Origin of the sequence: Neolewinella maritima (genome assembly GCF_923081025.1) — a bacterium.
Taxonomy (GTDB): domain Bacteria; phylum Bacteroidota; class Bacteroidia; order Chitinophagales; family Saprospiraceae; genus Neolewinella; species Neolewinella maritima.
Genome location: NZ_CAKLPZ010000002.1, coordinates 53,326 through 79,020 on the forward strand (window position 1 = coordinate 53,326; position 25,695 = coordinate 79,020).

Here is a 25,695-nt window from a genome sequence, read left to right on the forward strand (position 1 = left end):
GAGTTTAGTAGATACCTACGTTTCCGACAGGACGGTAATCCTCATCGTTTTCGGGGGTAAACACGTCTACGTCACCACGCTTGGTGATGATCTCGTCGCGGGTGATGGCCATGCTGGCGGTCCGCTTGGCGCGGCGCTTGATGTTGGCCTGGTAAACGTAGTGATCGATGAGGGGGGCGAAGGTATTCAGCAGCAGGATGGAAAGCATCCAGCCCTCGGGGTAGGCCGGGTTCAGTACCCGGATGATGAGGCCGATGAAGGCGATCAGGAAGCCGTAGATCCACTTGCCCGTAGGCGTATCTGCACTACTGACGGGGTCGGTAGCCATGAAGGTGATCGCGAACAGGAAGCTGCCCATGATCATCTGCCGCAGCGGGTGAATAGCCATGAACTTGAAGATACCGGGGGTATCTGCGGTCAGTTCGCTCGGGGCGATGGCGTTGAGCATAAAGCCACCTACCATGAAGCCGATCAGTCCGCCTACGATGATGCGGTAGTCGGCGATGCGGGTAAACATGATGAAGGCCATACCGAACAGGATCAGGGGTACGCTGGATTCACCGATCGAGCCGGGAATGTTGCCCCAGAAGATCGAGCTCTGATCGTAGACGGCGGAGACGCCCGCCCAGCCTTCCTTGGCTGCAATGCCCAGCGGGGTGGCGCCGGTGTAGCCATCGGCTACGAGTTGGCCCCCCAGGCCGAAGGTATTCCAGCCCAGACCGGCAAACAACCAGTCGAAGCCATGGTGTACGAAGGTGTAGGCCTCACTGGCGTACACACCTACATCCACCTTCTCGATACCGCTCACCCATACTTCATCACCGGAAATGGTGGTGGGGTAAGCAAAGAAGATGAACACGCGGGAGAGCAGCGCGATGTTCCAGATATTCATACCCGTACCACCGAAGGCTTCCTTGCCGAGAATGACGGCAAAGGCGACGGAAACGGCCAGGATCCACAGGGGAATGTCCGGCGGCATGATCAGGGGGATCAGCGCACCCGATACCAGGAAACCCTCCTCGACGGAGTGGCCCTTCTTGGCGGCGTAGAGGAACTCGATACCGAGACCGACCACGTGGGTGACCACGAAAATGGGGATGATCTGGATCAGTCCGTATACGATCTTGAGGTGCAGGCCCTCGAGCAGACCGGTGTACCGGCCCAGCGCCGTGAAGTGCTGGTTGCCGATGTTCCAGGTACCGAAGATGTACAGTACCTGTAGGGCGAGTACCACCCAGACCATCTGCCGCTTCAGGTCCATGCCGTCCCGCACGTGCACGCCACCCTTGGTGGTGGTACCGGGCTGGAAGAGGAAGGTATAAAAGGCGTCATAGGTCGTGTGCAGGAGCGGCTGGGTAGCGTGGTCCGGCTCGAACTTTCTGACGAACTCGTTTAATGCTTTCATAACTAATGGGTGTAGGCTGTATAGGAAAACAGCCCGACTATTGTATAGTTAACCTTGCGCAATCATGGTGTCGTGTCCCTGACGCAATATCTGCTGCAGTGGCTGCTTGCTCACACAGCTGAATTCCGCCAGCGCTACATCCTCGGGGACGAGCTCGTAAATGCCCAGTCCTTCCATGCTTTCCAGGTCGTTGACGATGATGGACTTCATGAGTTGCGTAAGGTAAATGTCCATGGGCAGAACCTGTTCATAATCATTGTTGACTACGAAGGCCCGCTTCTCGCCGTGGCTGTTGGTCGTGATGTCGATTTGGTTGCTCAGTACCGGAATGGTAGGAGAGATGGACGCACGGTCCCTCAGGGGTAACAACCAGCCGAACATTTCGGCCTCGTCACCCTCGGGAATAGCCGTCACCTGGTTGTCAAAGTAGTTGAGGAAGCCGCCCTCGCTGGTCTGCGTACCCGAGAGCACGTCACCGCTGATGATGCGCGAGTTCTCCCGGATCGTCTCACCAGCCAGCAGTTCGCCGATGTTGGCGCCGGCGTAGGTCTTTACATAGTGGGGCGTAGCGTAGCTGTTGCCGCTCAGCGCTACCAGTCGGCTCGTGTCGAAGCGGCCGTTCTGGAACAGCTCACCGATGAGCAGTACGTCCTCGACGGCCAGCGTCCAGACGGTATTGTCGCCCGTACCCACGGGGTGGATGTGATGGATCTGGGTGCCTACGTTGCCGGCCGGGTGGGCTCCGCGGAAGTAGCGCTTTTCTACCCCGCGCGTGATGGCGTAGGGGGATTCCTGATCAGCCCGTCCGTCGAGGCCCAGGTAGACGATGCCCTCGGTCAGACGACGCACCACGTCGATGCCGGCTTGCCAGACGTCCATGCGGCCGCGCACGGCCAGCTTCAGGTCGGGAGCTACGGGGGCGGTATCGAAGGTGGAGATGAAGATGTCGCGGGGCACGAGGTCGGGATCGGCCACCACATTGTAGGGCCGCTGGCGGATTGCGGGCCAGACGCCGCTTTCGAGCAGGAAGTCGACCAGCTCGGCGCGGGAGGCTGTAGGCTTGGGCAGTTGGTAGTCCCGGTACTGCTGCTCCTTATCGGCCAGGATCACGATGTTGGCGATCGAGCGTTTGAGGCCGCGGGTCACGGAGAGGATCTCTCCGCTGACGGGGGCACAGAACTTGATGCGGCTCAGTTGCTTGTCGTAGAAGATGGGGTCGCCGGCCTTCACCGTATCGCCTTCCTCGACCACCACCTTAGGGATAGGCCGCAGCCCGAAGTAATCGGGGGGGCTGATGGCGAAGCGGGTCACCTTCGGCTCACGGATATCTTCGACGGGCTCGCCCGCCATGGGGATATCGTAGCCGGCCCGCAGGGTGAAGACGTGGGCCTTCTTCAGGTAGTCGGGCTGCTTACTCTGAAACAGCTGGTTGAAGTGGGGAAACAGCCCGGCCTCCTTCTCGTTGTCGAGGCCCATTTGCTTGGACTCGATGACCATGAAGTTGTCGGCCACGCTCACTACGATGAAGAAGAAGATGATCAAGGCCAGGGCAGCAATGCTGTAGAACACCAGGTTGCCCCCCGTCAGGGAGGACTGGGACTGCAGCAGCAGCGCAGTGACGAGCAGCAGGGAAAAGCCAGCCGGTTTCAAGATTTTCATACGCGGGGCAGCGTTATATGGCGGTAAATCGGACTGCGGGCAGCCGACGGGGGAAGAAATCGGGGCAAAGTTACGACTTAACGTAGTTCTACGCCGGGCACACTCGGTCAGGAGAGGTTTCGGGGCTTATTTAGATTTTATCTAGTTTACATGGCACCTGCGTCCGCGCCCGTTAGTTGGTGTGCCGCCTGCTTTCTATACCTCTCCCCGGCCCTCTCCAGCCGCTTCGCTGGAGAGGGGGGCTGGTAACCCGCAGAGCGTTTGCGTAACTTTTAACTTTGGCCTGGCGTTAGCAGCACTGGACTAAAGGACGAGCTATGTTTCCTACGTATGACGTGATTGTGGTTGGGGCGGGGCACGCGGGATGCGAAGCAGCGGTAGCGGCGGCCAACCTCGGCAGCCGGGTCCTGCTGGTGACCATGAACATGCAGACCATCGCACAGATGAGCTGCAACCCGGCCATGGGCGGCGTAGGTAAGGGACAGATCGTGCGCGAGATCGACGCGCTGGGTGGCTACTCCGGCATCGTGACCGACGAGACTATGGTACAGTTCCGCCTGCTCAACCGCAGTAAGGGTCCCGCGATGTGGAGCCCGCGTGCGCAGAGCGACCGCATGGCCTTCGCCCTCAACTGGCGCGAAAAGTTGGAAGCCCACCCCCTGATCGACTTCTGGCAGGAGATGGTCGTAGGCGTGTGGGTGAAGGACGGAAGGATCGCGGGCGTGAAGACCGGTCTGGGCATGGAGATTCCCGGCAAGGCCGTCGTGCTCACCAACGGGACCTTCCTCAACGGCATCATCCACATCGGCGAAAAGCAGCTCGGTGGCGGACGGGCCGGCGAGCGTGCCTCTACCGGCATCACCGCCCAGCTGCAGGAGCTCGGCTTCGAGGCCGGCCGCATGAAGACCGGCACCCCCGCCCGCCTGGATGGCCGCACCCTCGACTACAGCGTCATGACCGAGCAGCCCGGCGACGAGAACCCCGGCCGCTTCAGCTACACCGATACGCCACCGCTGGTGGACCAGCTGCCCTGCCACGTCACCTACACCAACCTGGACGTGCACGAGACCCTGCGCGAGGGCTTCGATCGCAGTCCTATGTTCAACGGCCGCATCCAGGGGCTGGGCCCGCGCTACTGCCCCAGCATCGAGGACAAGATCGACCGCTTCGCCGGCCGCGACCAGCACCAGCTGTTCGTGGAGCCCGAGGGCCGCAATACCTGCGAGATCTACGTGAATGGCTTCAGCTCTAGCCTCCCGGAAGACGTACAGTACAAGGCGCTGCGCAAGGTGCGCGGCTTCGAGAACATGAAGATGTTCCGCCCCGGCTATGCCATCGAGTACGACTTCTTCCAGCCCACCCAGCTCGGTCCTACCCTGGAGACCCGTCTGGTCGAGAACCTCTACTTCGCCGGACAGATCAACGGCACCACCGGTTACGAAGAAGCCGGCTGCCAGGGCCTCATCGCCGGCATGAACGCCGCCCTGAAGGTGCAGGAGCGCGACCCCTTCGTACTGCTGCGCAGCGAGGCCTACATCGGCGTGCTCATCGACGACCTCATCAACAAGGGCACCGAGGAGCCCTACCGCATGTTCACCAGTCGGGCCGAGTACCGCATCCTGCTGCGGCAGGACGATGCCGACCTCCGCCTCACCCCCATGGCTCAAGCCCTCGGCGTACGTAATATGGACGGGCGCGGTACGCGGGTGCAAGCCAAGCGCGAGGGTGTAGCCGCGATCGCTACCGAACTGCGGGCCCATTCCATCACCCCAGATCAGCTCAACGGCTACCTGGAGTCCGTAGGCACCGCCGCCCTCAAGCAGGGCGTCAAACTGGATACCGTCCTGGCCCGCCCCGGCGTCACGCTGGAGGGACTGGCCGATACCGTACCCGTCCTCCGCGACTTCCTATCTCCCTACGACGCCGAGACGGTCAATCTCGCCGAGGTCACCCTCAAGTACGAGGGCTACATCGAGCGCGAGCGGCAGGCCGTAGAGAAGATGAGCCGGCTGGAAGGCATCAAGCTGGGCCGCAGCTTCGACTACGAGCAGCTCACGGCGCTGTCCAAGGAGGCCAGACAGAAACTCAACAAGCTCAAGCCGGTGACGATCGGCCAGGCTAGCCGCATTAGCGGGGTGAGTCCGGCGGATGTGAGTGTGTTGCTGGTGCATTTGGGGCGGTAGGGGTCCTGGCCCGAGCTGGTTATTCCAGCCCCCTGATCCAGCTTGCTACTAGCTCCACGCCGCGTTCGTCTACCAGTCGCCGTCCTAGTTCTGGCATAGCCACGCCTACCTCTGCCGAGGCCATGCGATACAGCAAGATCGACTCTTCCGGGTGACCGGGCACGATGCTGTGGCGCAGGTTGCCACTGGCCCGGCCCGCCGCGACCGGGGGCTTGGCGATACCGAGGCGGTAGGCGTCGGTGTTGAAGACGGTGAGGTCCAGTCCGCTCGTTTTGGCCGAGCCTTCGGGGCGGTGGCAGTGACCGCAATTGGCATCCAGGTAGGCGCGGGCGGCCCGGTCTGTGTCGGTAGTCTCCGCTGCATAGGTGAGGCCGGCGGGGCGGGCGGTAGGGGCCGGGGCACCGGTGAGGAGGTCGTGGGCCGTCCAGTAGTCCAGTTGGTTGGCCGTTCCGCCGTCGGCGTAGGCAACCGAGGTATTGAGCTGCCGGGCGCTGGGGCCGATGGGGCGGGTCGTTCCTTCCCAGGCGTGGCAGTTTTTGCACTGGTTGAGGTCGGGTACGGCGTAGTCAAAGGTGCGGTGGGTGCCCTCGACATCTACGAAATCGACCGGAAGCCGGGCTCCGAGTACGGTGAAGCGGGCATCGGTTTGGGCCTCGTCCCAGACATAGGAGAGCGGCCGCCACTCGGTGGCCGTACGCACCAGCAGTCGGGTTTCCAGTAGGCGGCGGCCCAGCACGGGCACGGCGTGGGTATCGTAGTAGAAATTTTTGATCAGTACCGTACCTACGGGAAAGTCGAAGACCTCGGTGGGGTGGTAGGTGGCCCGGGTGCCCTCCGGAAGGTAAACGAAACGGGCCTTGCCGGCGTAGTCGGAAAAGAGGGGCGCACCCACTTCATAGGGGATCACGCCGGGGGCGGGCTGCAGGTCGGCTGGCCGACCGGTAAAGAAGCCGTAGTCGGAGAGCCAGGCCTCGCCCAGCCCGTGCGTGCTTACCTCTTCGCTACGGTCCCACTGCTCGGGAGCAGCGGGGGCAAGGGGGACGGTCGTGGCTCGGTGGTCAGCATCGTCGGGGGAGGTATCGCAGGCGATGAGCGCGGTGGCCAGCAGGAGGACGATCAGGCAGTAACGCATGGGCACCGTCATTTTACGCGACAGGATGCGTCCGGGCGGGTGGTGGTCCAGCCCGCAAAGTCGTTGCCGGCGTCCAAATTGACGTAGAGGATGTCGGCGTCCTCTTCTACACAGACCGCCGCCTGTGGAGCCTCGCGGTCTGCCGGCCAGATGCCATCATAAGCCACATCGGGAATGTTGGGCCCGAGTTTGGTGAGAAAGAGCTTACCGAAGTCTGACCCGAGCTTAGGCAGCCAGCGGTCGTTCGAGTAGGTATTGTTGTAGAGCCGGATGTTTGCGGGATAGGGATCGTAGGCAGCGATGTCGCGGTAGTTCGTTTCCACCGCGCGTAGGCCGCTGTCGTCCGGTAGGGCGGTCGCCGGCTCCCCGCCGTTCATACCGTCGACCAGGTCGTAGCTGATGATACCGACCTGTAGCGTGCCGTGGTCGCGGAGCTGGTTACCGTGAATGGCAACATCCTTCGTAGCCAGTACCAACATGCCGGTACCCGCCGGGATCGTGCTGACGATGGACCCCTTGACGCCGAAATTGCGCCGGTTGTTATCGATCACCTTGTTGTTGAAAACCTCTACCCCGTTGCCGTAGCGCGTCAGTCCCGGCAGATTGAAGACGAGGATGCCGCCGGTGTTGTCGTAGCAATGGTTATCGTAGATCTGGACGCGACTGCTGTTCTCACTCTCGATGCCGGCTACGTTTTGGTACACCTCGTTGCCACGCACCACTACGTCCTGGCTTTGCCCTACATATACGCCTGCGTCGGAGGCCCCCATGGCTACGCAGTCCTCGATCAGGACATTGGTGCAGAGCACGGGGTAGAACCCGTAGGCTCCGTTCTCATCGTCGATCGCTCCGGTCCAGGCCACCTTCACGCGGCGGAAGGTGATACCGTCCGTATCCATCACTTTGATATTGTCTCCGGCGGCGTCCTCCACGGTGAAGTCTTCCAGTACAATATCGCGGCTGTTACTGATGCGCAGCCCCTCGGCGCCTTCGGTCTGCCCCTGGAAGCTGAGTACCGTCTGGTCGATGCCCTGGCCACGGATGGTCACGGCGGTACGTCCATCCAGGCTCAGACTTTTGTCCAGCAGGAAGTGGCCGGCGGGCAGCTCGATCGTGCTGCTGTCCTCGGCCAGGATGAATTGAGTAAGCAGTTCCTCCGACCGGTCCTGGTAGTCGCGCACCGGATCGTAGCTACCGGGCCGACCATCGGCAGCGAAGTACCAGATAGCCAGGACCAACAGGGCGGCGGCGGTGAGCAGGAGAGGGAGGCGGCGCATACTCCTAAGATAGGGCATTTCGATCGTGCTTCCCTGCTGGATACCGGACCAACTGGCGGATTTTGTCCTGATCGGTCAGTGTCTTAGGTTTAGTGCCCCATGCAGCTGCTACCCCAAGGAGTCCGCCCCGCGATGTATGGGTATCCACTCCACCCCCGCGTTTAAGCTACTGATCTTGGCTGGGAACTGCGGCTTAGCTTGATGTCGGTGGCGATCGAGCAGACTAGCCGCAACTGCAGTCTTCTATATAACTTTCGACCGCTCGATATGACAATTAGCTTCATATTGGCTGGCTATGCACTCCCTACGCATTTTTTTACAAATCGGCACACTAAATATTAGCTATGAAATATATTTTACGTCTTATTACCAATATGTATTTGGTCTTGTGGAGGTATGTCGGACAGCATAGAACCCCTGGGGAACGATGTATTCTACATCTTTGAAGGAGGGGCGCTCAACCAGCTAGTGATCGGCCAGGAAAATAGGGTAGGTGTAGTTATCCGATCGACGCTGTTATCTGGAGTAAAGGACATAATCTTAGAAGAACCCTTTGTATACGCTAAAGCCAATGGCATTATAGACACAATTTCAATCCGGTCGTATGTCTCTCAATACGGTAAGCGAGATGGTATTTTTAGTGACGAGCTAGTTCACGAGGGTGACCCATGTAACGACTGTTGGTTCATTATCGATACACGAACCCAGCAGAGATACGGACCAATATATCCTGCAACCTTTGTAAACTTAAGAAGATGAGCACATCACTCAATTGCAATAGAGTAAAAAGCGAAGCAACTATTTATAATATGTATATTAAATGGCATCAGCTCAGCACTTTTGGAGATCAATACCGATTGACCATCGAGGGCAACGTCACCCCCAGAGACATCTACTATACCATTAAAGAGTTAGCCCCGTATAAGCTACTACTGATCAGCGCTTATGACCTGGAGTTTCATGCGTTCGATACATTAGCCAAGGAGATTAGCGGGGTGGGCATACCCTCCACCAAAGTGACTGAAGGCCTGTTGATCGAAAAGCAGTGGATCGATGCGATCTTCACAGTCTGTAAGTTCGGTGAGTCAGCGGACAGATACCACCTACTATCCGGGGATACGCTAGACGAGACGAATCTGTACGATATAACGGTGGATTACACGGATATACCTGATCTCAAACTGACCTGTAAAAGTAGAGACCTGCTCACGCAAGTCTTACACCGTTTACGAAATGTATCGGACATGGACTCTTAGGTAGGATAAAGTGCTTTCACAAACTCACCGGCGGAAGAAGCTATGCACAGAGCCCCACCCCCCAGCTAAGTAAAATGAGAAGTTTACACTAAGTAAAATGGGAAGTCTTGTCTAAGTAATTCGGGAAGTCTGCCTACCTCATAAGTATTACGCTACCCAGGGCATAGCGTCAGCTATTTCCAAAATACCCCACCAGCTGATACACAAACAGCCCCACCCCGGCAATCACCAAATACACGTTCGCCGCTCGGTAGAAGGCCGGATAGCTCGACTTAGACTTCCAGCGCGTGATCACGAAAACGATCGGAATGAGCGCTAGCACCTGCCCGAGTTCGACGCCAACGTTGAAGCTGATGATCTTAGCCAGGAAGCCCGATGTGCCGATCTCGAAGGACTGCAGCCGGGTAGCCAGGCCGAAGCCGTGGATAAGTCCGAAGACGAAGACCATCAGCAGGAGATTGGGGGAGGATACACCGAACCACTTTTTGAAACCCTCCAGGTTCTCGAAGCCCTTATAGAGCACGCTCAGGGCGATCACGGCGTCGACCAGGTGCTCGTCGGCCGTGATGCCGAGGTAGGTCGCACCGATCAGGGTGATGCTGTGCCCCAGGGTGAATACGGTGATGAAGCGCACGATGTCGCGCAGCCCACTCAAATAGAAGATCACGCCGGCCAGAAACAGCAAGTGGTCGTAGCCGGTGAGCATGTGCTTGGCTCCCACCAGAATGTAGGCCAGCAAGCCCCCGCTGCGGAGTATCTCCTGATCGGCATCCGTAACGCCATGGGCAAGTAAGCCGAGGGGAAGTAGCAGGCAAAGCGTGAGTAAGTGCCTCCGCGTCGGGCCGCCCACCTACGTCCGGCGGTTGAAGTACAGGAATAGTGCGCCCAGGAGCGCCAAGCTACCCAGCAGGTAAGCGTAGCCGGGGATGCCCCAGGTATGCTCGTGCTCGTGGCCATACGCGTGATCATGCTCCGCGCCGGCGGCGTGGCTGTGGGGCTGCCCATGATCGACGGCGAAGGTGAGGGTGGCCCAGTTAGATTCGTGGGTGAGGCCTTCCTGCTCCGACTCGGTCATCAGGATGGTGCGCAGGTGCCAGGTGCCGTCGCTGGCGATCGGTATGGTGAGCGTACCCCGGGCATCCGTGCGTAGTTCCGCTCCGGCGTGCGCGTGGGTATCGCCGTCGTGGGAGTGGCTATGTTCGTGGTCGTTGCCGATCAGGACCAACTGATCGGACAGGGGCTGATCGCGGAACTGTAGTACGACCTGCAGCGAATCGCCGGCGTGGAGATCGTACGGGTTAGACAGCGGGATGAACTCGATGGGGTAGTGGAGCGGGGTGCTCCAGTCGTCGGTCCAGCGGTCGCCGACCTGGAAGATGGTCTTGACGTGCTTGCTGTATAGCTCTACGGCGTCCTGCTCCAGCTGACCGGTACGGCGGCGGGTTTCGAGCATGTCTACTACTCCGTCGTGCTCGAGGTAGTCGTTGAAGTCAGCGGCGGCCAGGGCGATGCTGCGCGCACGGGTGGAAACCCCTGCGACATAAGTACCCGCCGCGCCGGTCGTGAAGTCGAGTACGGTGGTCTCGCCTTCCTCCCGCCACTGGCTGCTGTCTACGGGGGTGCGGGTGCCGCCAGCGACCAGACTTACGTCCTGCATCCGGCTCCGGTCGATGGTGTTGTCGCTGCGGTCGAAGGTGCCGTTGTAGAGCTGAATGGTGGCCTCGCTGTCGGGGGGGAGGAAGTAGCTGTCTAGCCGCAGGTACATATCGTGGCTACTGAGCACGACGAGGGCGACAAGCACGAAGAGAAATGGTCTCATGTAAGTGGGGGGAGCTTAGGTAGTCCCAAAGTTACGGACGGGCTGCCGGGTTTGGTTCTGACTGGCGGTACTACACCCCAACCGTCGAATGGATCGCCCGGACCGTAGATCGCCCCCCACGCGCACGCGATCCGCCCGTAGCTTTGTTGAAATCGCCCGCCGCTCATGCTCCGCTCCGCTGTACTGACCTTTGCCCTCACCATACTACTGTGCACCTGCGTACGCGCCCAGACCGTCATCAGTGGCCGGGTGGTGGACCAGGGCGGGGGCCAGCCCATTGAGTTTGCTACCGTACTGCTGGTGGAAGCGGCCAGCGGAAGCGGTATCGGCGGCACTACGACGGACGCCAGCGGCTACTTTAGCCTGGATACGGAATCCGGCGGAGTGTACCTCGATATCAGCTTCATCGGCTTCGAGACGCGGCGGATGGAGGGGCTTGACCTGAGCGGCAAAACCCTCGAGCTGGGCGTGATCGAACTGACCGCCCGCGGACAGACGCTGGACGAGATTACTGTACGGGCCGAAAAATCAACGACCGAATTCAAGCTGGATAAGCGGGTCTTTAATGTGGGTAAGGACCTGAGCAGCACCGGGGCCTCCGCCCTGCAGGTACTCAATAACGTGCCCTCCGTGAACGTGACCATCGAAGGACAGGTACAGCTGCGGGGCAGTGGCGGGGTGCAGATCCTCATCAACGGCAAACCCTCCGCCATCGCCAGCGAGCAGGGTAATCTGCTGGGGACGATCACGGCCGATATGATCGAGTCCATCGAGGTAATCACCAATCCGTCGGCCAAGTACGATGCGGAGGGCACCTCGGGCATCATCAATATCGTACTGAAGAAGGAGGACGCCAAGGGGCTCAACGGCGCCATCAGCGTCAACACCGGCACGCCCGACAACCACAGCGTAGGGCTGAGCCTCAACCGGCGCACGGACAAGTTCAACCTGTTCAGCCAGCTCGGCGTGGGCTACCGCGAACTGCCCAACGAGGAGCGGACCGAGAACCGGAACCTGCTCAGCGGGCAGACCGTCTTCAGCGAAGGCACCGAATACCGCAACGAGCTGTACTACAACGCCGTGCTGGGCACCGACTACCACATCAATGCGCGCAACGTGATCACGCTGTCCGGCAACTTCTCCTACGAGGTAGAGGACCAGCCCTCGCTGAATAACTTCCGGCTCACGGACGCCAGCGGCGAGGCCATGTCGACCTGGCGACGCGAGGAGGTCACCGAAGCCACCAACCCCAAGTACCAGTTCGAACTGGCGTACAAACGCGACTTCGAGGACCACGAGGATCACGACCTGCTCGTCAGTGCCCTGGGTACCCTGTTTTCTAAGGACCAGTCATCAGAATTCACCAATACGACCCTATCGGGCGAGGACCGCGACGCCCGCCAGCGCACCCGCACTAATTTCGGAGAGCAGGAGAACACCTTCAAGATCGACTACGTGCGGCCCGTCAGTGAGCGGGTGACCGTCGAAACCGGCACCCAGTACGTGACCAACGACGTCAATAACGACTTCTCGGTGAGTAACTTCGACGGGCTGGACTTCCTCGTCGATCCCGACCTGACCAACGTGTTCAACTGGGACCAGCGCGTACTGGCCTTTTACGGCACCGGCGCCTACGAATACGAGCAGTGGGGCCTTAAGGTGGGCCTGCGCGCGGAGCGCACCAAGCTGGAAACCCTGCTGGAAACCACCAACGAGGCCAACAGTCAGACCTACACCAACCTGTTCCCCAGCGCCCATACCTCCTACAAGATCTCGGAGGGCGTGTCCGTACAGGCCGGCTACTCGCGGCGCATCTTCCGGCCGCGGCTCTGGGACCTCAACCCCTTCTTCAACCCCCGCAACAACTTCAACCTGCGCGTCGGCAACCCCAACCTGCAGCCCGAGTACACGGACTCCTACGAGCTGACCAGCGTGTTCCTATTAGGCGAGACCTCCCTCAACCTGGGCGTCTACCACCGCTATACGACCGACGTGGTGGAGCGGGTCACGCGCTTCGAGGAGAACGTCAGCATCACCACCCCGCTCAACATCGGTACCAATCGGTCCACCGGTATCGAGCTCAACGCCAAGGTTATCCCCGCCGAGTTCATGACCATCACCGGCGACCTCAACTACAACTTCTTTGCCCGCCAGGGCGAGCTGGAGGGCACCTCCTTCGACTTTTCGGCCGACCAGTACAGCGGCAAGGTGACCACCAAGTTCGACCTGCCGCTCGACTTCGATCTAGAGGTGACCGGGCAGTACCGCTCGGCCTTCCAGACGGTGCAGGCCGAAGTGAGCGACCAGCTGTTTGCCGACCTGGGCGTGCGCAAGCGGCTGTTCGACGGGCGCGGCGCGGTCAGCTTCAGCGTGCGCGACCTGTTCGCCTCCCGCATCCAGGAAAGCGTGATCGACCGGGCGGATGTGTACCAGTACAACCGGCAGTTGCGCGGCCGCTTCATCACCCTGGGCTTCAGCTACGGTTTCGGTAAGGGGGAGACCATGCAGTACGGCGGCCAGCAGCGGCGGATGTAGTCAGAACCGCTCGTTGAGGTAGGCAAGCATATAGTCCAGGGCCGGCACCGCATCGCGGGTGAATTCCGTGCCCAAAAACTCGTTTCTCCCCGAATCGAGGAAGGCGTGGGGACGGCCCTCGTGCACCCAGTACTGCAGGTCATCGTGGCCGGCGGCCTCCAGTTTGTCGATGTAGGTGCGTATGCTGGCGGGCGTGGTCAGATCATCCTCGGAGCCCACGGTCAGTAGCATCGGCGGGTAGTCGCGGGTAGCGGCCGGCTCGATCAGGTACAGGGGGGATACCATCCGGTAGCGCTCCGCATCGTCCGTAGGGGTGTAGTCATCGCCCAGGATACCCCGTGGCTCGGCACCACCCATCTGCCAGAACACATTGCCGGCCGTTTCGAAGCCCCCCAGAGCCGAGCCCAGTTGGTCGAACGCGCCGTAGCTGAGGATAGCGGCCTGTACCTGCACGCCGCCGTCGGGAATACCGCTAGCGGGCAGGTAGCTGGGCCGGAAGCTGTAGTTGGGGGCGGCAAATTCGCCGGTTGCCGACAGCCGGTGTCCCTGGGTAGCGACCATGGCGGCCAGGTGACCGCCGGCGCTGTCGCCAGTGACGATGATCCGGTCGGGATCCCCACCGTATTCCGCGATGTGCTCCTTCACCCACAGCAGGCCACCGAAGGCATCGCCGACGATCTCGTCCATCGTGACGCTGTTGTCCAGGTCGCCCAGCAGGCGGTAGTTGACGTTACAGACGACGTATTCCCCGTGGCGGGCCAGGTAGGCAGCCGGCTCGTCCATGATGCTCTTGGTGTTGATCAGCCAGCCGCCGCCGTGGTACATCACGATCACGGGGTAGGACTTGCGGTCGGTCTGCGGGGTGTACACGTCCATCGTCAGGTCGAAGCCGCGGGGGGAGGCCCAGGATATATCAGTGGCTTTGGTCACTTCGTGGGGCGGGGACGCGGGTGCGGTGGCAGTGGTGCCGGGGGTCTGACAGTGCAGCAGGCAGGTGATGAGCAGCAGGCTTAGTAATCTCATGAAACCGCGGATTATGGCAGAGGTAGGTTCGCGGCGCGGCGCGGATTGTCGGCAGGTGCGGCCCTAGTCGAAGCCGATGGTTTCCAGGCCCTCGTGGCTGATGGAGATGGCTTCCATGGGGGTTTCGTTGAAGGTCTGGTCCTGCTCCACCAGGTAGAACTCCATGCCGGCCTGCTCCCTGGCGGCCAGGATGCGGGCGAAGTCGATGGTACCGGTGCCGACGGGGGCGAAGCGGCCCTGGGCGTCCATGTCCTTGACGTGCCAGCCCTTCCAGCGGCCGGGGGCCTTGGCGAAGTACGCTAGGGGGTCGGCACCGGCCTTGGTGACCCAGTAGAGATCCATCTGGAAGTTGAGGTGGTCGGGGTTGGAGTTTTCGATGAAGTAGTCGATAGGCTTGATGCCGTCTTCACCGGGCTGGAACTCGAAGTCGTGGTTGTGGTAGAGGCACTGCAGTCCTGCGGCCGCGCACTTGGCGGCAATCATGTTGATGTTGGCCATGACCGTTTCCATATCTTGGTTCATGCTCAGGGTGCGGGTCTTGGGGTCGAAGCTGAAGGCACCCATGGGCGGTACGGGGATGACGAAGTAGGTGAAGCCGGCGGCCTTGACGTCAGCGATCATCTGGTCCAGGTTCTCGACGGTGGCGCCGCCCTGGTGGGAGCTGATGGGGGTGAGGCCTACCTCGTCGAGCAGGGCTTTGAAGTCTGCGGGAGACATACCGTAGAAGGTACCGTCGTTCCAGCCGGCGGCCTCTACGTAGGCGTAGCCATCGTCGGCTACTTCCTGCAGTACGGCGCGGGGGTCGATGGGCAGGGTATCGCGCAGGGTGTAGAGGGCCAGGCCGCCGAAGGAGGCGGTGGTCTGTGCAGCCGTTTCGGGCGGTGAGGTATCCGATGTGGGGGGTGTACGATTACTTCCGCAGGCGACGAGAAGTGAGAGGAGGAGCAGGAGGGTGAGCGATCGGAGTAGTACCATAAGTGGCAGAAAGATAGCCTTTTGCTGCAAGCGGTCGATGCGTAGACGGGAACAAATAGTCTTGTCCTTCCCTACCGAGCCGCCCTGGCCTGTGTGCAACCGGGAGGGAGTAGTGCGCCAGCGGACCTACGTGGCGTTCTACGCCCGATCGTGTATACGCACACCCCGTCAAGCTATGAGATAGTAGGCCTAACAAGTTAAACGATCTTATTGTGGTCTAACACATAATTTTGGGGAATACTGAGCGGGGGGAGCCGTTACGCCTGTACCAACACGCGCTCATTGACCTATCTACCTGCTGCCTCCTCCCTTACCCTCCTGTGTCTACTACCCGGGCTGAGTACCGCCCAGTGCATACCCGGAACGGTGACCAATGCCCACGCCAGCGCGGTGTATGACGCGTACCTCGACCCCGATGGAGATGGTTTTATCACGGAATCCGGCACACCCTTCACCAATGGCACCACGGAAGCCGGCTCCTTCGAGCTGATCGACGCCAGCGTATCGGGCTGGGTCAAACTGATAGACATTAGTGAGGTAAGCGGGGATGTCACCCCCGTATGTGGCAATGCCGATCTCATCACCGACGACGACGGCAGCGATTTTGCCTACTACAACATCATCGACCCTACCCCCGGCACGCCCAGTAGTGGGGATGAGTTCATGCTCTTTCGCTTCCGCCTGTCGAAGGCACCCAACGGTAGCTTCGGCTACAACTTCCTGATCGATAGCGATATGACCTACGGGCCGGGCATCGACGCCAACAGCACCTGCGGTAACCAGGGCTTCGAACGCGAGGTGCAGTTTGCCAACGCCGGCGGCAAGAAGGGAGTGAGCGTGTACGACGTCGATGGATCGACCACCTTCACCTCGACGCTCTGTGGCCAGTGTGTGTCCAATCTCGATGCTCAGGTAGCCTGTGCCGCCTCCAGCGGGGGCTGTAATACCCCAACGCCGTCCTTCATCACCTTTCCCGTATCACTGGTCCACCTCGGTATTCCCTCGAATACCAACACCAACACGCTCTACATCGCCAGCGGAACGGCTAACTCGGGCAACGCCACCAGCGTACTGGGCGGCAAGAACGCCTCGGACATCGGTGCCCTGGACGCCAACAGCACCGGCTGCACCTCCTGTAGTAGCTTGAGTGGCTGCGAACTGTTCGACTGCCGGACGGACTGCATCAATGCCGCGCTGCTGAGTACGCTGCCGGTCACGTTCGCGGGATTCAGCGTGGTAGCTACCGCCGGCGGCCATCGCCTGCAGTGGACCACCCAGCGGGAAACGGACAATGCCTACTTCTCCGTAGAGCAAAGCACGGACGGCAGGCAGTGGCACAGCGTGACCCGCCTGCCCGGCGCCGGCACGTCTACCGAGCCGATCACCTATACCTACGTCCACGCCGGCTCGGCGGGCAAGGGTAGCTACTACCGCATCCGGCAGGTGGACTACGACGGTACCTTCAGCTTTTCTCCGGTGCAGTACCTGTCGAACGGGCGGACATCCGCTGCGAATCGGCAATTGATCGTTTATCCTACACTAGTGCAGGATGGGCAACTGTACCTCAACCTGGCTCAGCTCAAACCCGTGCAGCCCCCTACATTCATCATCACCGATACAAACGGGAAGACCCAATCGCACCATCAGGGCGGGGGATCCGGCATCCTGACGATGGACGTCAGCGGACTGCCCGCCGGCACGTACTTCATCCGACCGGTGAAGTCTGCAGTGGTGAGTGCGGGGCGATTTATTAAGCAGTAGGCCAGGGCATACATCCCCGGGACCTCACCCACGCTACGGCCGTGCTACTGCCGGGGCAGCCCACCAAACATCCGCCAGCCTACGAGGTTGGACGGGTATGAACGAGCAACCCGCCTTTACCCTTACCGGAGCACCGGCCCCCCTGATCCTGACGGCGGTACACGACGGAAGCACCGTACGCGATGAGCTCACCGGCCGCTTCGCATTGAGCAAGCAAGAGCGCCTGTACGAAGAAGATCCCCATACCGCCAGCTGGGCCCGCCTGCGGGAGCCCCATGTTGTGGGCCACTATAGCCGCTTTGAAGTAGACCTCAACCGCAGCCGCGAACGGGCCGTCTACCTAGAGCCCGCCGACGCCTGGGGACTCACCGTCTGGCAAGAGCGCCCCGACGCCGCAATGATCGAACGCTCACTGGCGAGCTACGACGACTTCTACCGAGAGGTCGGGCAGTTTCTGGAGCGGGTAGTAGAGCGCTACGGCAGCTTCGTCCTCTACGATATCCACTCCTACAACCACCGCCGGGAGGACAACGATCGCCAACCGGCCGACCCGGAGGCCAACCCCGTCGTCAACGTCGGCACCGGCAACATGAACCGCAAGAAGTGGGCCCCGGTGGTAGACACCTTTCTGACCACCATGCGCAAGGGCGCTACCCTCGACGGCAAGCCGCTGGACGTACGCGAAAACGTCAAGTTCGACGGTGGCCACTTCAATCTCTGGATCCATGATCGGTTCCCGGACGTGAGCTGTGTACTCTCCGTAGAGTTTAAGAAAGTCTTCATGGACGAGCACACCAATGTGCTCGATCAGGCAGTACTGCAGGACCTGCAGGGCGCGCTGTCTTCCACCTTCGATCCCGTACTTGCGGCACGCCAGCGTGTACAGCAGGGACAATCCAGCTAAGCCTACATGCCCGATACCACCACCTACGATACCGAGGCCGCCCTGGCGCAGCTGGAGGGCGGCGAGCCCCTGCACCTTAGTTTGCCCGGCGGCGGGGAGCTCTACTTTGCCCGGGCTGTCCCCTTCCTGACCATCTACCGCTACGGGGGGGCGCCCGGCCGCTTCGCCCTGCATGCGGAGGAGACAGCCTACGTGGTACTGCCCCCCGGTGGTGCCGCCCCCGAATTCGCTGAGTATCTGCAGGCCATTACGGATTTCCTGGCGGAGCGCTTCGGTGGCGTACTGCTGCTTGAGCTATGGATCAATGAAGATGAGCGGGAGCCGAGGATTACCGTACATCCGCCGACCGACCCGCCGACAGCCGTCGTCGAGTCCTTACTCGGTAATTTGGGCGAGATGGGTAGGCGTACGAACCTGCCGGTGCTAGCGGTGACGCAGCACCCCGAAGCAGACCACGTCAGCACGTTCATAGCCGCCAACGCACCGCAGCACCAGGACGTCCTTTCGCTGGGTATCGAGGTCAACGGCTTTTTCGTGCGCGATGATGGTCAGCCCTTCCCCCTCGTGCTGCGGGAACTGCGCGATCGGCTGCACGTCGCACTGCGGCGCACCTTCTTCGATTTCGTGCGCCTGCAGACCACCTACAACGCCAGCCACTTCCATCAGCTGGCCAACCACCGGGTGAGCGACCTGGTCTGGGACATCGACCGCCGGCTGGTCGACATTTCGACCAGCTTCCCCTTTCTGATGCTGGTGACCGCTACGAACGACGACGAAGCCTTCGAGGAGTTCACCCAGTCGGGGTACCGCACGGAGCCCACTTTCCACTACCGCTTCCTGCCGGTCGACCCCGAGGCGCTCCAGCGCGACCTGCTCAACTTGCCTATCGAGCACGTCAACGACGCTACCCTGGCCTTCATCCTGCGCGACAAGCGCGACGAAAGCCTGCGCATGCTCGATATGCTTGCCCACCGCGGCACCCCGAACTTCCGCTACGGCAGCATGCAGGTCTTTGGGGGAGTAGAGGATGATCTACTGGACATCGCCAACCGCCTGCTCGCTCTGCCGCCGGCCGCTGCTTCGGGTGGAGGGCAGCACCAAGCGGACCGCATTGGCGCCGAGACCTTCCTGGCCGACTGCCAGCGCGAGTTCAGCTACCTCACCGCGCAGTACCCAACGGCCGCCCCCCGCGCCGTAGTGCGCGACGATATGAGCGGACTGATGGTCTCCCAGGGCGTCATGCACATCGGTCACCGCCTGAGTGTGCCCCGCGCGCGGGTAGATGCCCTGCTGCAGCACGAGATCGGCACCCACGTACTCACCTACTGGAACGGGCGGGCGCAGCCCCTGACGCTCCTGCACTCGGGTACCCCGGGCTACGAGGACCTCCAGGAGGGGCTGGCTGTGCTCAGCGAGTGGTTTGTGGGCGGACTGACCGTCGAGCGGATGCGGGTGCTGGCCGCCCGGGTGGTCGGCATCGCCCACATGCTGCGGGGGCACGGCTTTGCCGATACTTTTCGGCTCCTGCACGAACATCACGGCCTGCCGGCACGTAGCGCCTTTTACACCACGGCCCGTATCTACCGGGGCGGTGGCTTCACTAAGGACGCCGTTTATCTCCGCGGACTCGTAGAACTGCTGGACCATCTCCGGCGGGGCGGGTCGCTCGAACCGCTCTTCGTCGGTAAGCTGCGGCTCGACTACGTGCCCCTGCTCGATGAGCTACGGGAGCGGGGCATTCTACGGCCTCCTCCGCTTATCCCCCGCTACTACCGGGAAGACCGCGCCGCCGGCTATCCTAAACTCAGGCAGTTGCAGGCCGGTATGACCGTATTCGACTTACTCCCTTCGGCCTAGCCCGTGCTTTTCTACACCCTTCCTTCATCCCCCCTAATCCATTCTTATGAAACTTGCATTCGTCGTTAATCGTGTAGAGACCGAAGGGCCCAAATTCACCACCACCGTACTGGCCCAGCGGCTTCACCAGCGGGGGCACGAGGTCTTTTACCTGGATGTGGGCCGGCTCGACTACGTGCGGGACGGTCGCGTCGGCGGGCTCGGTCACTTTGCCCCTGCCGGTGATTACACGACCGTCGACGAATACCACGAGGCCCTGCACGGCAACCTGGAAAACGCCCGTCCGGTGCACACCGACGAGCTGGACCTCATCTACCTGCGCAACGACCCGGGCGAAGACGCCGCCGAGCGCCCCTGGGCCTCCAGCGCCGCCCTGATGTTCGGCCAGTTAGCCACCCAGCAGGATACGATCGTCGTCAACGACCCCTTCGGGCTGAGCCATGCGCTCAATAAGATGTACCTCCAACAGTTTCCGAAGAGCGTGCGGCCGCGCACCATCATCACCCGCCGCATCGAAGATATCCGGCGCTTCGCGGAAGAGGAAGGAAGCGACATCATCCTTAAGCCCCTCCTGGGCTCCGGCGGTAAGAACGTGTTTGTCGTACGGGAAGATGACCACCCAAACCTCAAGCAGATCGTCGAGGTGATCGCCCAGCAGGGTTACGTCATCGCCCAAGAGTTCATGCCCGCCGCGGCGGAAGGGGATATTCGCCTCTTCCTCATGAACGGCAGCCCCCTGATGGTAGACGGCCACTACGCCGCCGTACACCGCATGTCTGCCGGAGACGATATCCGTAACAACCTCCACGCCGGAGGCTCGGCCAAGAAAGCCGAGATCACTCCCGACATGCTGCGGATGATCGAGATGATCCGTCCCAAGCTGATCGCCGACGGCATGTTCCTCGTCGGCCTCGACATCGCCGGCGACCGACTCCTAGAGATCAATCTGGAAAGCCCCGGCGGCCTGCGCGGAGCCGGATTGCTGGAGGGCGTCGACTTCACCACACCAGTCGTGGAGGCCCTGGAGCGCAAAATACTATGTAAGCAGAACTACGGCACCCGCATCTCCAACCGGATGATCGCGACGATGTAGGATCAGACGAGCATTTCCCACCGGTCACCACGAACCCTCTCACGGATGCACTCCAGGGCGGCGGCGCGCAGGTGCGGTGAATGTCCACTTAAATGTCCTGCACGAACTACCCGGGCTAAACAACTGCCCGCACGCATCCGTCCCATGCATAGTGTAGTGTACCAATCAACGTAGCCATGAAGCAGCCCGAACAAACACCGGCGGATCCCGCAGAGCGCACCTTTACCGAAGACGAAGAGCGCATCCTTACCCAACTCGGCCTTACTGGCGCGTCGCGCCGGAAGTTCCTGACCGGGGTCTCCGCCGCCAGCCTGAGCCTGCTAGCCTCGCCACTCTTCGCTGGTGGCGGCGCGGACACCGACGTGGCAGCACTGCCGACCCGTCCGCCCGAGGGCCTACTGAACGAGCTCGACGTAGTTCTGCGCGTCAACGGTACGACGAATCCCCTGACCGTCGACTCCCGCACTACCCTGCTCGATGCCCTGCGCGAACACCTCGCCCTGACCGGCACCAAGAAGGGCTGCAATCAGGGACAGTGCGGTGCCTGCACCGTGATGATAGACGGTACCCGCAAGCTATCCTGCCTCACGCTGGCCGCTACCTGCGGCGACAAGGAGATCACCACTGTAGAGGGACTGGCCGCGGGCAGCGAGCTACATCCCATGCAGGCCGCCTTCCTGAAGCACGACGGCTTTCAGTGCGGCTACTGCACACCGGGGCAGATCTGCTCTTCGGTCGCCTTACTGGAAGAAGCCAAGCGGGGAGAGGCCAGCTACGTGACCGAAGAGGTTACGGACATCAATAAGAACCTGGAACTCTCCGAAGAAGAGATCCGCGAGCGCATGAGCGGCAACATCTGCCGCTGCGGAGCCTACAACAATATCGTACGGGCCATCCAGGAGGTACAGTTCGGCGAGCGGGCCGCCGGCAACTGGACATTCGCCACCGCGGAGCAACTGCAGCAAGCCGCCAAAAAAAGCTAAGATGAGACCATTCACCTACGTACCCGCCCCCACCCGGGAGGACGCCCTGGCGGCAGCCACCACCAACCCCCAGGCGAAATACCTTGGCGGCGGCACCAACCTGCTCGACCTGATGAAGGAGGACGTGGAGCGCCCCACCCACGTGATCGAAGTCGCCGACCTACCCTACGCGGAGGTGACCCGTGATACGGATGGCGGCTACACCATCGGTGCCATGCTCAGCAATTCCGCTACGGCCAACCACCCGGAGATCCGCAAGAACTATCCGCTGCTGTCCATGACCATGCTAGCGGCGGCTACCGCGCAGATCCGCAACATGGCAACCAACGGCGGCAACCTGCTGCAGCGCACCCGTTGTCCCTACTTCTACGAGACCTCCATGCCCTGCAACAAGCGGGAGCCGGGCTCGGGCTGCGGTGCCCTGAACGGTATGAATGCCACCCACGCCATCTTCGGCTGGTCGGAGCACTGCGTGGCCACCCATCCCTCCGACATGAGCGCCGCACTAGCTGCCCTCGATGCGAGTGTAACGGTACAGCAGCCCGGGGGCGGCACGCGGACGCTGTCCATCACCGACTTCTACCGGCTACCCGGCGATCAGCCTGAAAAAGACACCAATCTGGAAGCGGGTGAGCTCATCACGGCCATCCACCTGCCCGCCCCGGTCTTCGCGGATCACTACTACTACCTCAAGATCCGTGAGCGGTCGAGCTACGCCTTCGCGCTGGTCTCCGTAGCCGCGGGCCTACAGATTGAGAACGGCACCATCACCAGGGCCGGGCTGGCTATGGGCCGCGTAGCCCACATGCCCTGGAAGCTTAGCCGTGCGGAAGCCTACCTGGTCGGTAAGGAACCCACGGCAGCGCACTTCGAGCAGGCCGCCGAACTAGAGATGCGGGAGGCCCGCACCCTCTCCCAGAACGAATACAAGGTGCCCATGGGGCAGCGTGCCATCGTACGCGCCCTCACCCAGGCCTATAACCGAGAAGCCTAACATTCTACAATAACCCGTGCCTTCTCCCCTCTCCCATGGAGAGGGGCCGGGGGAGAGGGAAAGAAGCATACGTCATGAAAAAGCAGATAACGAGCGGAACGGGTGCAGCCATCAGCCGCGTAGAGGGCCGGCTGAAGGTCACGGGCATGGCGAAGTACGCCGCCGAGTTTCCAGTAAAGAACCGGGTATACGCCCAGGGCATCAACAGCACCGTCGCAAAGGGTAAGATCGTATCCATCGACACGTCCGAAGCCCTGGCGCAGCCCGGTGTCATCAAGGTCATCACCCACGAAAACGCGCTCGATCTGCAGGGGCACGATAAAGAAATGCCCGCCATCGGCACCAGCTCGCCCATGGCCGTACTGCAGAGTCCGGAGGTACACTACTACGGTCAATACATCGGTCTGGTCGTAGCCGAAACCCTGGAGCAGGCCCAGTACGCCTGCCGCCTGATCCAGGTAGACTATGCTCAGGAAACAGCGGTGACCGACTTCGAGGCAGGTCGGTACAAAGCCTACGTGCCGGACGAAGCGTCGGATTACACCCGCGGTGACGTAGACAGTGGTCTGGCATCGGCCGACGAGCAGCTGGAAATGACCTATATCACTCCCATTGAGCACCACCACCCGATGGAGTTACACAGCGCGATCGCCAGCTGGACGGACGGTAAGGTCGAAGTCTACGCCAGTCAGCAGATGGTCGAGAATTCCGTGACCACCATCGCCAAGACCTTCCGCATTCCGGAAAGCGACGTGCGGGTGATCGCACCCTTCGTCGGCGGCGGCTTCGGCTCCAAGCTGCAGACCGAACGTCACGTCATGCTGGCCATCATGGCGGCCAAGCTGATCGAGCGCCCAGTGCAGCTCACGGTGACGCGCACGCAGATGTTTACCAACACCACGCTGCGGCAACGCAACGAACAGAAGTTCAGGATCGCGGCCAGGAAGGATGGTACCCTCACCGCACTGGTGCACGAGACGCTGTCCCATACCTCCACCTACGAGCAGTACCAGGAGCAGTGCGGCACGCCCACCAAGATGCTCTACGCCTCGCCCAACGCACGGGTCACCCACCGACTGATGCCGCTCAACCTCCAGACGCCCTTCGCCATGCGGGCCCCCGGAGAGGCCACCGGCAGCTTTGCCCTGGAGTGCGCCATGGACGAGATGGCTTGGAGACTGGGCATGGACCCGGTAGACTTCCGCATCGCCAACGATACCCAGACCGACCCCAGCAACGGCAAGCCCTTTTCGTCTCGCCTGCTGACGGAGTGTCTGCGCATCGGCGCGGATAAGTTCGGCTGGGATCAGCGGCCCGCTAAACCCAACTCCCGCGAGGAGGGCAACTGGCTGGTCGGCTACGGCGTGGCCGGCGCCGCCCGGGCCGCCCCCTACAAGACCAGCTCCGCCCGGGTGCTGCTAGAAGTGACGGGTGGGGAGGTCTACGCTACCGTCCAGACCGGCGCTACCGACATCGGCACCGGCACCTATACCATCGTGGCTCAAACCGCCGCCGAGTACCTCGGTATCCCCGTAGAACGGATCACGGTAGAACTCGGCGACTCCGACTTTCCCGATTCGCCCGGCTCCGGGGGATCCTGGGGGGCCGCCTCCTTCGCCAACGGTACCCGCGCCGCCTGCCTGCAGGCCATCGAGCAGCTGAAGCAAAAGGCCGGGATAACTGCTACCGACGTTAGCATCGAACGCCTCCTGCTCGACAACGAGCTCACCCGCTACACAGCAGAGGGAACGGCGGAGCCTACCGAGGAATTCGAGCAGCACTCCGTCTACTCCTTCGGCGCCAACTTCGCCGAGGTGTGGGTGGATAGGGACACCGGCATGTTCCGCATCAAGCGGATGGTGAACGTCGGCTCGGCCGGTCAGATCCTCAACCCCAAAACGGCTTACGGACAGATCATCGGCGGCCTCACCATGGGCGCCGGTATGGCCATCGCGGAGCGCACCAAGGTGGAGCCCAACTTCGGCAACTTCATCACCCGCTCCTTCGCCGATTACCACGTGCCAGTCAATCTGGACATGGCTGAGATCGAGGTCATCTTTCTACCGGAAGAAGACAAGATCGCCAACGCTATGGGCGTCAAGGGCATCGGTGAGCTGGGCATCACCAGCGTGGCCGCCTCCATCGCTAATGCTATCTTCAATGCGACGGGTAAGCGCTTTCGGGAGCTGCCCATCACGCCGGAGACGGTGATCATGAAGGAGCGGGAGCCTGGGGTAGTGTAATGGGTGGATGTGTTCCTGGGGCGACCGACCGGTATCCCTTTTCACCAGGTCGCCAAAGTGAGCCACGGCGGTTTGTCAGAAGGCAAGGGGAGGGAATAGTACGGCTGTCTAAGGGGGGCTAGCAAACCATGCCTAGGGTTGACACTTCGGTAGTTTGGGTAGGACGGGGCGGGGCCACGAATAGGACCCGATCCGCCGGTAGCTCCAAGTTGAGTTCTACGAAGTGATCGTATGACCTTCCGTGCTTGCGTACCAGCGTCGACTTACCCACTTGCCGGGCTCCACGCAAGAGTAGCGGTCTGCGCGTCGGACGTTGTCGCCAATCATTCAGGTATTGTTCCGCAAATCGGAATTTTAGCTCTTCCACGCTGCAAACTATATATTTCGGCTAGAATAGGGGTTATTTAGCCGGTATTTTCGGCTAAAATAGGGGTTAACTTGTCGTAAGACTTCGGATCTTCACGTGTGGCTACTTCAATGGTACCGTATCGGACGCTGTCCATCAGCTGGGTCAGCCTATAGCTTGCTGAGAAGTAGTTACTTGGTTTCTTGTGCCGAACCATCTACCGGTAACCCGGGTACACCTACCCGTAGCC

The 25,695-nt window shown here is 61.1% G+C and carries 19 protein-coding genes; 10 read left to right on the forward strand and 9 right to left on the reverse strand.

Going from position 1 to position 25,695, the window contains the following annotated elements; translation table 11 throughout:
* Positions 1-4: 4 nt before the first annotated feature.
* A complete protein-coding gene (locus tag MJQ68_RS08650; protein WP_238750645.1) occupies positions 5-1,405 on the reverse strand; it encodes an NADH:ubiquinone reductase (Na(+)-transporting) subunit B in 1,401 nt (466 codons plus the stop codon).
* A gap of 48 nt (positions 1,406-1,453) precedes the next feature.
* Complete coding sequence (locus MJQ68_RS08655; RefSeq protein ID WP_238750646.1) at positions 1,454-3,064, reverse strand: Na(+)-translocating NADH-quinone reductase subunit A; 1,611 nt, start codon at positions 3,062-3,064, stop codon at positions 1,454-1,456.
* A gap of 317 nt (positions 3,065-3,381) precedes the next feature.
* On the opposite strand from MJQ68_RS08655, the gene mnmG reads away from it, so the two are divergent.
* Positions 3,382-5,247 carry a tRNA uridine-5-carboxymethylaminomethyl(34) synthesis enzyme MnmG gene (gene mnmG, locus MJQ68_RS08660; protein ID WP_238750647.1) on the forward strand — a complete coding sequence of 622 codons (1,866 nt, stop codon included), beginning with the start codon at positions 3,382-3,384 and terminating at the stop codon, positions 5,245-5,247.
* A gap of 19 nt (positions 5,248-5,266) precedes the next feature.
* Here the strand turns inward: mnmG and MJQ68_RS08665 are convergent, their stop codons facing one another.
* Both MJQ68_RS08665 and MJQ68_RS08670 read right to left on the reverse strand, forming a co-directional pair.
* Positions 5,267-6,379: an SO2930 family diheme c-type cytochrome gene (locus tag MJQ68_RS08665; protein WP_238750648.1), complete on the reverse strand. Its 1,113-nt coding sequence runs from the start codon at positions 6,377-6,379 to the stop codon at positions 5,267-5,269.
* An 8-nt stretch (positions 6,380-6,387) separates the two neighbouring features.
* The gene (locus tag MJQ68_RS08670) at positions 6,388-7,656 is read right to left on the reverse strand and encodes a parallel beta-helix domain-containing protein (RefSeq protein ID WP_238750649.1); all 1,269 of its coding nucleotides are present in this window, start codon (positions 7,654-7,656) and stop codon (positions 6,388-6,390) included.
* 755 nt (positions 7,657-8,411) lie between these two features.
* On the opposite strand from MJQ68_RS08670, the gene MJQ68_RS08675 reads away from it, so the two are divergent.
* On the forward strand, positions 8,412-8,912 hold the full coding sequence (locus tag MJQ68_RS08675) for a hypothetical protein (RefSeq protein ID WP_238750650.1): 501 nt from the start codon (positions 8,412-8,414) through the stop codon (positions 8,910-8,912).
* Positions 8,913-9,081: 169 nt separating this feature from the next.
* Here the strand turns inward: MJQ68_RS08675 and MJQ68_RS08680 are convergent, their stop codons facing one another.
* The gene (locus MJQ68_RS08680; RefSeq protein WP_238750651.1) at positions 9,082-9,762 is read right to left on the reverse strand and encodes a HupE/UreJ family protein; all 681 of its coding nucleotides are present in this window, start codon (positions 9,760-9,762) and stop codon (positions 9,082-9,084) included.
* Positions 9,763-10,731: a DUF4198 domain-containing protein gene (locus MJQ68_RS08685; protein ID WP_238750652.1), complete on the reverse strand. Its 969-nt coding sequence runs from the start codon at positions 10,729-10,731 to the stop codon at positions 9,763-9,765.
* Positions 10,732-10,896: 165 nt separating this feature from the next.
* On the opposite strand from MJQ68_RS08685, the gene MJQ68_RS08690 reads away from it, so the two are divergent.
* Complete coding sequence (locus MJQ68_RS08690; protein WP_238750653.1) at positions 10,897-13,266, forward strand: outer membrane beta-barrel family protein; 2,370 nt, start codon at positions 10,897-10,899, stop codon at positions 13,264-13,266.
* On the opposite strand, the gene MJQ68_RS08695 is transcribed toward MJQ68_RS08690, so the two are convergent.
* Positions 13,267-14,289: an alpha/beta hydrolase gene (locus MJQ68_RS08695; protein WP_238750654.1), complete on the reverse strand. Its 1,023-nt coding sequence runs from the start codon at positions 14,287-14,289 to the stop codon at positions 13,267-13,269. It abuts the gene before it with no gap.
* Between the two features lie 63 nt (positions 14,290-14,352).
* Positions 14,353-15,264, reverse strand: a complete 912-nt coding sequence (locus MJQ68_RS08700; protein WP_238750655.1) for a sugar phosphate isomerase/epimerase family protein — start codon at positions 15,262-15,264, stop codon at positions 14,353-14,355.
* Between the two features lie 282 nt (positions 15,265-15,546).
* Here MJQ68_RS08700 and MJQ68_RS08705 point away from each other — a divergent pair, with 282 nt between their 5' ends.
* The 7 genes from MJQ68_RS08705 to MJQ68_RS08735 all read left to right on the forward strand — a co-directional run bounded on the left by MJQ68_RS08705 (position 15,547) and on the right by MJQ68_RS08735 (position 25,099).
* Entirely contained in the window at positions 15,547-17,025 is a 1,479-nt protein-coding gene (locus tag MJQ68_RS08705; protein ID WP_238750656.1) for a T9SS type A sorting domain-containing protein, read from the forward strand.
* A 97-nt stretch (positions 17,026-17,122) separates the two neighbouring features.
* The gene (locus tag MJQ68_RS08710; RefSeq protein WP_238750657.1) at positions 17,123-17,929 is read left to right on the forward strand and encodes an N-formylglutamate amidohydrolase; all 807 of its coding nucleotides are present in this window, start codon (positions 17,123-17,125) and stop codon (positions 17,927-17,929) included.
* Positions 17,930-17,935: 6 nt separating this feature from the next.
* Complete coding sequence (locus MJQ68_RS08715; RefSeq protein WP_238750658.1) at positions 17,936-19,786, forward strand: flavohemoglobin expression-modulating QEGLA motif protein; 1,851 nt, start codon at positions 17,936-17,938, stop codon at positions 19,784-19,786.
* A 46-nt stretch (positions 19,787-19,832) separates the two neighbouring features.
* The gene (locus MJQ68_RS08720; protein WP_238750659.1) at positions 19,833-20,879 is read left to right on the forward strand and encodes a glutathione synthetase; all 1,047 of its coding nucleotides are present in this window, start codon (positions 19,833-19,835) and stop codon (positions 20,877-20,879) included.
* 176 nt (positions 20,880-21,055) lie between these two features.
* On the forward strand, positions 21,056-21,862 hold the full coding sequence (locus MJQ68_RS08725; RefSeq protein ID WP_238750660.1) for a 2Fe-2S iron-sulfur cluster-binding protein: 807 nt from the start codon (positions 21,056-21,058) through the stop codon (positions 21,860-21,862).
* A 1-nt stretch (position 21,863) separates the two neighbouring features.
* Positions 21,864-22,856: an FAD binding domain-containing protein gene (locus MJQ68_RS08730; RefSeq protein ID WP_238750661.1), complete on the forward strand. Its 993-nt coding sequence runs from the start codon at positions 21,864-21,866 to the stop codon at positions 22,854-22,856.
* A gap of 74 nt (positions 22,857-22,930) precedes the next feature.
* Positions 22,931-25,099 (forward strand): xanthine dehydrogenase family protein molybdopterin-binding subunit, encoded by a 2,169-nt coding sequence (locus MJQ68_RS08735; protein WP_238750662.1) that lies wholly within the window; start codon positions 22,931-22,933, stop codon positions 25,097-25,099.
* Between the two features lie 118 nt (positions 25,100-25,217).
* On the opposite strand, the gene MJQ68_RS18005 is transcribed toward MJQ68_RS08735, so the two are convergent.
* Positions 25,218-25,466, reverse strand: a complete 249-nt coding sequence (locus MJQ68_RS18005) for an AAA family ATPase (protein ID WP_406612771.1) — start codon at positions 25,464-25,466, stop codon at positions 25,218-25,220.
* Positions 25,467-25,695 lie beyond the last annotated feature (229 nt).

What these genes read in the sequence shown, in the direction of transcription:
- MJQ68_RS08695 (WP_238750654.1), bottom strand. Translation starts at nt 14,289, where the DNA reads ATGAGATTACTAAGCCTGCTGCTCATCACCTGCCTGCTGCACTGTCAG.
- MJQ68_RS08720 (WP_238750659.1), top strand. Translation starts at nt 19,833, where the DNA reads ATGAAACTTGCATTCGTCGTTAATCGTGTAGAGACCGAAGGGCCCAAA.
- MJQ68_RS08650 (WP_238750645.1), bottom strand. Translation starts at nt 1,405, where the DNA reads ATGAAAGCATTAAACGAGTTCGTCAGAAAGTTCGAGCCGGACCACGCT.
- MJQ68_RS08700 (WP_238750655.1), bottom strand. Translation starts at nt 15,264, where the DNA reads ATGGTACTACTCCGATCGCTCACCCTCCTGCTCCTCCTCTCACTTCTC.
- MJQ68_RS08685 (WP_238750652.1), bottom strand. Translation starts at nt 10,731, where the DNA reads ATGAGACCATTTCTCTTCGTGCTTGTCGCCCTCGTCGTGCTCAGTAGC.
- MJQ68_RS08735 (WP_238750662.1), top strand. Translation starts at nt 22,931, where the DNA reads ATGAAAAAGCAGATAACGAGCGGAACGGGTGCAGCCATCAGCCGCGTA.
- mnmG (WP_238750647.1), top strand. Translation starts at nt 3,382, where the DNA reads ATGTTTCCTACGTATGACGTGATTGTGGTTGGGGCGGGGCACGCGGGA.
- MJQ68_RS08690 (WP_238750653.1), top strand. Translation starts at nt 10,897, where the DNA reads ATGCTCCGCTCCGCTGTACTGACCTTTGCCCTCACCATACTACTGTGC.
- MJQ68_RS08655 (WP_238750646.1), bottom strand. Translation starts at nt 3,064, where the DNA reads ATGAAAATCTTGAAACCGGCTGGCTTTTCCCTGCTGCTCGTCACTGCG.
- MJQ68_RS08715 (WP_238750658.1), top strand. Translation starts at nt 17,936, where the DNA reads ATGCCCGATACCACCACCTACGATACCGAGGCCGCCCTGGCGCAGCTG.
- MJQ68_RS08675 (WP_238750650.1), top strand. Translation starts at nt 8,412, where the DNA reads ATGAGCACATCACTCAATTGCAATAGAGTAAAAAGCGAAGCAACTATT.
- MJQ68_RS08710 (WP_238750657.1), top strand. Translation starts at nt 17,123, where the DNA reads ATGAACGAGCAACCCGCCTTTACCCTTACCGGAGCACCGGCCCCCCTG.
- MJQ68_RS08665 (WP_238750648.1), bottom strand. Translation starts at nt 6,379, where the DNA reads ATGCGTTACTGCCTGATCGTCCTCCTGCTGGCCACCGCGCTCATCGCC.
- MJQ68_RS08730 (WP_238750661.1), top strand. Translation starts at nt 21,864, where the DNA reads ATGAGACCATTCACCTACGTACCCGCCCCCACCCGGGAGGACGCCCTG.
- MJQ68_RS08670 (WP_238750649.1), bottom strand. Translation starts at nt 7,656, where the DNA reads ATGCGCCGCCTCCCTCTCCTGCTCACCGCCGCCGCCCTGTTGGTCCTG.
- MJQ68_RS08725 (WP_238750660.1), top strand. Translation starts at nt 21,056, where the DNA reads ATGAAGCAGCCCGAACAAACACCGGCGGATCCCGCAGAGCGCACCTTT.